The organism is Corallococcus sp. CA053C (assembly GCF_003611675.1).
Lineage (GTDB): Bacteria > Myxococcota > Myxococcia > Myxococcales > Myxococcaceae > Corallococcus.
This window is the reverse complement of record NZ_RAWA01000499.1, coordinates 1-6,327: the sequence shown is the minus strand read 5'-3', so window position 1 is coordinate 6,327 and position 6,327 is coordinate 1. Positions and strand designations below refer to the sequence as shown.

At 70.3% G+C, this 6,327-nt stretch carries 5 protein-coding genes; 3 read left to right on the top strand and 2 right to left on the bottom strand.

Going from position 1 to position 6,327, the window contains the following annotated elements; genetic code table 11:
- Positions 1–1,086: 1,086 nt before the first annotated feature.
- Positions 1,087–1,818, top strand: coding sequence for a hypothetical protein (locus tag D7V97_RS38390; protein ID WP_147445151.1), 732 nt, complete (start codon positions 1,087–1,089; stop codon positions 1,816–1,818).
- Between the two features lie 127 nt (positions 1,819–1,945).
- Here D7V97_RS38390 and D7V97_RS38385 read toward each other — a convergent pair whose 3' ends face one another.
- A complete protein-coding gene (locus D7V97_RS38385) occupies positions 1,946–2,506 on the bottom strand; it encodes a response regulator (protein WP_120615549.1) in 561 nt (186 codons plus the stop codon).
- A 188-nt stretch (positions 2,507–2,694) separates the two neighbouring features.
- On the opposite strand from D7V97_RS38385, the gene D7V97_RS38380 reads away from it, so the two are divergent.
- Both D7V97_RS38380 and D7V97_RS38375 read left to right on the top strand, forming a co-directional pair.
- Complete coding sequence (locus tag D7V97_RS38380; protein ID WP_233583505.1) at positions 2,695–3,321, top strand: RNA polymerase sigma factor; 627 nt, start codon at positions 2,695–2,697, stop codon at positions 3,319–3,321.
- A gap of 55 nt (positions 3,322–3,376) precedes the next feature.
- Positions 3,377–5,830: an alpha-amylase family glycosyl hydrolase gene (locus D7V97_RS38375; protein ID WP_120615548.1), complete on the top strand. Its 2,454-nt coding sequence runs from the start codon at positions 3,377–3,379 to the stop codon at positions 5,828–5,830.
- A 93-nt stretch (positions 5,831–5,923) separates the two neighbouring features.
- On the opposite strand, the gene D7V97_RS38370 is transcribed toward D7V97_RS38375, so the two are convergent.
- On the bottom strand, positions 5,924–6,327 hold a 404-nt coding region (locus D7V97_RS38370; protein WP_233583504.1), incomplete at its 5' end, for a thiamine pyrophosphate-dependent enzyme.

Here is a 6,327-nt window from a genome sequence, read left to right as displayed (position 1 = left end):
GGGGGGGCGTTCCGCGAAGGCCGCGCCGCTCGCGTCGGCGCCCAGGTCCGCGCTGCCGTCGGCACCGCGCAATGCGATGCCGAAGAGTATCCCCGCGACCGTGCATCCGGTTCAGGCCAGGGCTCCGTCTCAAGCAGTGCTGCCTGAGCGCACGCGCCGCCGTGTTCCCCGTCCGGAGACGATGACGGCACGGACGCTGGAGGTTCGGGAGTCGCATGGAGCGACGACCGACGCCCGAGGCTTGAAGCGGGAACAGGCGCGCGGTCCTCTTCCTGTCGACGGTGATTCCGACGAGAGCAGTGAGGTAACCGGAGCCCACCCGCCACGGCATCGAGACCGAGGGCAAAGCCTCTCAACTACAACGCATACCCCTCCGAATCCGAAGAGGCCGGACACGCGGACGGTCGAAGCCCCACCGAGCATGGCCGAACGGGCAGAAGTCCCACCGCATCGGAGGAAGACCCGCGTGCCGCGCCCTCCCGTCGAAGGCATTGAACGGGAGCCCGCACGTCGGCTCGTGCGTGCGCGTGCACCGGAAGAAGCCACGCGTCGCCACCGGGTTCCCCGTGTCGTCTCCCCTGCGCCGTTGCCTTCTCCTGCCGAGCCCGGTCCCACTGCGGCCCCTGTGCCCCGTCAGCGAAGACGGCTCCAAGCACTGCGTTCCGACCTGCCATCCGTTCCAGGCGCACGACCCATCCCGCTCCTCCCGCGCGAGCCACGCCATGGCCACAGGCCCGCAGGACCTCCGGAGAAAGCACCACGCCCGCCCACGCAGTCCAAACGGGAGACGCTGGAGGCTCCGCGGAGTCCAGACAGGCGCGCTGGCCGTCCCTCACCGGGGCCCGTGCACATCGAAGTGAACACGCTGGTCCCACCCGCGCTCCGCGCCGAAGCGCCACCCCGGGAGACGGTGTTTGACGAAGAGCCGCTGTGGGCCGAGGTGCCGGAGTCCGTGTCGGACACAGGTGCGCGGGCCTTCTTCGTGAACGGCAGTCGGGTCACGCGCGAGGACCACGAAACACTCCAGCAGGCTGAGCAGCGATTGCGCAGACGGATGACGGGACGTTCGCTGTGGCGGAGGCGCGGATGAGTGACCTTCCTCCCCGGCAGCGGTTGGGACAACTGCTGCGCTCGATGTCGAAGCACCTCCCAGGTCAGCTCGACGGCCTGCTGGAGAACGCACGTTTCACCGACGGAGCCGCCGCGCTCCAGCGGCTCGCGGATCCCATGCACCTGGAGAAGGCCCTCGCGCGCATGTCGCTGGAGGAGGCCGGGTGGCTCGCGGACATGCTGACCGAGCGTTGGAGCGGGCTCGCGGAGCTCCAACTGGAGCCGGAGGTGGCCATCGTCGCACCCGACGAACTCTGGCTCGGCGCGGAGCCGGTGCGGCTGGCGTTGTCACTCGCGGCGGTGGGGCTGGATGAAGGCTTTGAGGCGCTCTGGGAGGGCGCGGTGCTGCCAGGCGCCCCGTCCCCCAAGGCCACGCTCCTGGCGAAGCCCCCCGAAGGCAACGCACCCGAAGTGGCCCGCGTCCGCGCCCATGTCCGGGCGAGCGTGAAGGGCCAGCGCTGCGTCCTCATCGCGCAGGCGCAGGTGGCGCTGCGAAGGCCCTCGGTGGTGGTGAGCGAGGACCGACGGCGCCTGTTGGCGCAGGACCAGGCGGGCCGCCCCGCGGTGGGGTGCCGGTTGGAAGTGGGCACGGACGTGCACCTCACCGGGGCCGGAGGGCTGGTGGAGCTGCAGGTCGCCGCCGCGTCCGGCCTGCCCCTGAAGCTGGAAGGCATCCCCGCAGGACGCATTCCAGGAGCGCGCCCATGAAGCTCACGGTGACCGTGGAAGGAGCAGCCCCATGAAGACGATGAGTCCGCAGACCCGGCGCACGGCGGAGCGCAAGCCGGCCACGACCCGCCCCGTCGCGCCCATCCAGCAGCCGACCACCACCGCGTCACCGCGCGCCCAGCTGGGAAGCGCACCCGCGACCGCGATGAAGGCCGCGGCCGGCGGCAGCTTCAAGGCCAAGGGTGCACCCAAGCTGCCCCCCAGCCCCACCGTCCGGATGCCGAAGAAATAGGTGGATGGCCGAGAGCGGCTGGGAAGGGCGGTGCCACTGCTGCTGGAGGCCCGCCGAAGGGAGACGGGCCTGCCGCGACCTCCGCCGCGCGGCGTCCAGCGTCCGCGTCACCACCTCCTCGAACTGCTCCAGATCGCCGGACTTGGGGAGGAAGACCAGGACACCGGGCGCGTGGGGATCGCCGGAGGAGCTGTGCATGATGATGGGGAGGCTCCGCAGCTCCCGCACCTGGGCGAGCGCGCCGCACAGCTCCACGCCGTTCATGCGCGGCATCATCCTGTCCGTCACCACCAGATCCGGCTGCCGCCGCCGGGCCACCTCCAGGGCCTGCAGGCCGTCGCCCGCTCGAAGGACGTCGTGGCCCATCGACTCAAGAAGGTCGGAATAGACATCGAGGATGTCGACTTCATCATCAACGAGGAGAATGGTGCTCATGGCGGTGGTCTTCCTTTCGCGAGGTGACGGCCCGAACCGCGGTCCAGCCCTCTCTCTCCGTAGACCCCGGATGCCCTCGCTGTGATGGCCGGCGAGCAGCGGGTTCAACCAGGCCCCGGGGGGCGTCACAACGGCGCGCCCGGCACTCCATCTTCTTGGGAAGGACTCAGAGAAGAAGGAGATCTGGCGTGCAAATCGAAGAAAGAAAACGACTGGAAGACGACCTGCAGGCGCTCTGCGCTCGAGGCGAGTACAACCGCGCCGTCGAACAGGCGCTGATCGCCTACGGGCCGGAGCTCCGCCGGCTCATGGACGCCATCGTCCGGGACGAGACCCAGGGCCAGGAGGCCTTCAGCCTCTTCTGCGAGTGCCTCGTGAGGGGGCTGCCGGAGTTCCGGTGGGAGAGCTCCTTCCGCACCTGGTCGCAGCGCATCGCGCGCAATGTCTGCTTCAAGATGCTGAACGCGCCTGCCATGCGGTATCGGCACGTCAGCCTGTCCGCCATCTCCGCGCGCTCCGAACCGCGGCGCTCCACCACGCGCCCCTGGCAGCGCAGCACCGTCAAGGACCGCTTCCGCTCTCTTTGCGAGCGGTTGGACCCCGAGCAGCAGAAGCTGTTGGTGCTCCGGGTGGATCAGAAGCTCTCCTGGCCGGAGGTGGTGCGCGCGATGTCGGACTCCGGCCGGTCGATGACGATCGAGCAGCAGGCGCGCAGGGCGGCGGCGCTGCGCCAGCAGTTCCAGCGGCTCAAGGCCCAGTTGCGCGCCCTGGCCATCGAGGAAGGCCTCATCGCGCTCTCGGACACCCGCGCCTAGCAGGAGGCCCGGGCGTCCGGAAGCACCCTTCCCTCCTCGGGACAAAGGAACCCGCATGCCCAGCTCCGTCCAATTCGAATACCGCACGGGATTGAAACGAGACGTCTTTCGAAACGTCCGCCTCACCGGGAGCTGGGACGCGCGGGGACGCGCCTCCGACACCTGGTCGGTCCTCCTCATGGAGCCGGCCCTCGCGGAGGATGGCTGCCCCTGCTTCCGCGCCACCGTCTCCTTTGACAGCTCCGAGGTGGGGAGGTGCTTCCTGTGGGGCGTCATCGTGGACGGGCCCGGAGGGGACGACCTGTGGGGCATCCCGGCCGAGCTGCGCGAGCCCGTCGCGCCCGAGCCGGTCCGCGGCTTCGTGCTCGGCTCCGAGCCCTCGTGCGAGCGCTACCACCTCACGCAGGGCCGCCGCCTCGGCGCCCAGAAGCACTTCGCCCCGGGAGCGGCCCGGCCGCTGGCACGCTTCGCGGTCTGGGCTCCCCATGCGAGGCAGGTCGAGGTGGTCTTCGGCACGCAGGAGGGCGGCTACATCGCCGATGACGGGACGGGCCTGTCGCCCTCGCTCCCGGTGCTGCCCATGGTCCGCGAGGAGGGCGGCGTCTGGGAGACGTCCTGCGAGGGCCCTGGCGCCCTGGAGTTCGAGCGGCTCCGCTTCCAGCCCTATATGTTCAGGGTCACCCAGGCGGACGGACAGGTCGTCTACAGGACCGACCTCTACTCGCGCTGCCAGCTTGGACGGGGGACCTCCAATCCCCGGGGCAGGCCCCACCCGGGAAGCTGGCGGGAGGTGAACGCCACCGTGAGCTGCTCGGTGGTGGTGGACCCCGACCAGGTGACGAAGCACTTCTGCGAGCCGCGCTGGCCCGAGCAGGAGTTCCTCCCGGAGGAGGAGTTCTGGCGCGACGAGTTCCGCCCCGAGCGGCCCGTGCCCACGCGCGTGGAGGACCTGGTCCTCTACGAGCTGCACGTCGGAGCGCTCGGCTTCGGCAAGGACGGGGCGGGCACCCTGGCGGACGCGGTGGCGCTGCTCGACCACCTGGAGGCGCTCGGCGTCAACGCCGTCGAGCTGCTCCCGATGTCCGAGTTCGGCGGCCTGCCGAACTGGGGGTACGCCACCACGCACTACTTCGCGATTGAATACGCGGGCGGCGGGCGCGATCAGCTCAAGCACTTCGTGCGCGAGTGCCACCGCCGCGGAATCGCTGTCATCATGGACGTCGTCTACAATCACTATCACCCGGATGCTGAGCGGGCGCAGTGGATGTATGACTCCAACGCGCACCCGGACAACCTCTACTACTGGTACGAGGGCCGCCCCGAGCACTACCCCGACTACGAGCGGGCGGCGGCGCAGCCCGGCGCGACGGCCGCGCCAGGGCACGGTGGGTACATCGACAACCAGTCGACGGGGTACGCCCCCCGCTTCCACGAGGAGGCGGTCCGCGCGCTCTTCACCAGCAGCGCCGTCTGCCTGATGGAGGAGTTCCACATCGACGGGTTCCGCGTGGACCAGACGACGTGCATCCACAGCTACAACGTCCTCCACGCCCACGGGCAGCCGGCCTCCCGCACGAACATCGCCGGGGCGCGGTTCCTCCGGGAGTGGTGCCGCACCCTGCGCCTCATCCGCCCGGGAGTGATGCTGATGGCGGAGGACCACTCCGGCTGGGATTCGGTGACGACCCCGGTGTCGGAGGGCGGCCTGGGCTTCGACGCCGCGTGGTACGCCGACTTCTACCACCACCTCATTGGCGGCCCGACGCGGGGGAGGGAGTTCGCCAAGCTGCTCTGGACCTCCGGCAGGGGCGGAGGCGAGCCGCTGGCCATGGGCACCTTCGCCGGCGTGCTGGCGCGGACGGGGCAGAAGAAGGTCGTCTACCACGAGTCCCACGACGAGGCCGGCAACGGGGAGGGGACGCGGCGGACGCTCGTCCTCGCCGCCAACGCGGCGCAGCTCGAGGGCGACGTGCTCCGGGCCGCGGAGGCGCGCTGCCGGACCGTCTTCGGCCTCTCCGTGCTCGCCGCGGGCACCCCCCTGTTCCTCATGGGGGAGGAGGTCGGCGCCGCCAAGGACTACCGGTATGACACCTTCGTGAGCCAGCGGGAGGACCTCTTGGGGCTGCGCGAGGGGAGGGGACAGCACCTCTTCCGGTACTACCAGGAGCTCATCCGTCTGCGATTGGGCCAGGCGGCGCTGCGGTCGCGCGACCTCGAGGTCCTCTGCGCGCACGACGTCGACCGCGTCCTCGCCTTCCGCCGCTGGAGCGGGGCGGAGGAGCTCCTCGTGGTCGCGAGCCTCAACGACGCGCCATTCTCCCAGGGCCATGAGCTCGTGAGCCCCCGGCTCGGCGCGGCCGCCTGGAAGGAGGTCTTCAACAGCGACTCTGGGCGGTATGGGGGGAGCAACGTCGGCAACCTCGGGGCGACGCTCCTCCCGTCGGCAGACGCGCTGCGGGTCGTCCTCCCCGCGCGGGGGCTCGTCGTCTTCCAGCGGCTGTCTCGCTGACTGTCTCGCTGACTGTCTCGCTGAAATGACAGGGGCCAGGACCGGGTCTCCCCGGTCCTGGCCCCATCTTTTCATCTGTGTTTCACCCGGGGCCTACTGTCCGCAGCGGCGGTCCCCGCGCGGGTCCACGGGCGCGTGGGGGACCACCCAGTCGATGAGGAACGGGCCCGAGGCCGCCAGGGCCAGGTCGAGCGCGGGACCGATGTCCTGCTCCGTGCTCACCCGGACGGCGGGCACCCCCAGCGAGCGCGCGAGCTCCACGAAGTGGAGTGCCGGGCGGGACAAATCGAAGGAGCCGGGGAACGGGTGCTCGGGGATGCCGCGCTCCTTCCAGTACTCGAGGAGGTTGAGGTCGAGCAGCCGGTAGCCCCCGTTGTTGCACACCACGAACTTCGCGCCGATGCCGTGGCGCGCCGCCGTCCAGAGGGCCTGGATGGTGTACATGCTCCCGCCATCGCCGGTGAAGCCGATGACAGTCTTGTCCGGGTGGGCCAGCT

Bases quoted from the DNA above. Each gene is read 5' to 3' on its own strand.
- D7V97_RS38385 (WP_120615549.1), bottom strand. From the start codon at position 2,506: ATGAGCACCATTCTCCTCGTTGATGATGAAGTCGACATCCTCGATGTC.
- D7V97_RS38390 (WP_147445151.1), top strand. From the start codon at position 1,087: ATGAGTGACCTTCCTCCCCGGCAGCGGTTGGGACAACTGCTGCGCTCG.
- D7V97_RS38375 (WP_120615548.1), top strand. From the start codon at position 3,377: ATGCCCAGCTCCGTCCAATTCGAATACCGCACGGGATTGAAACGAGAC.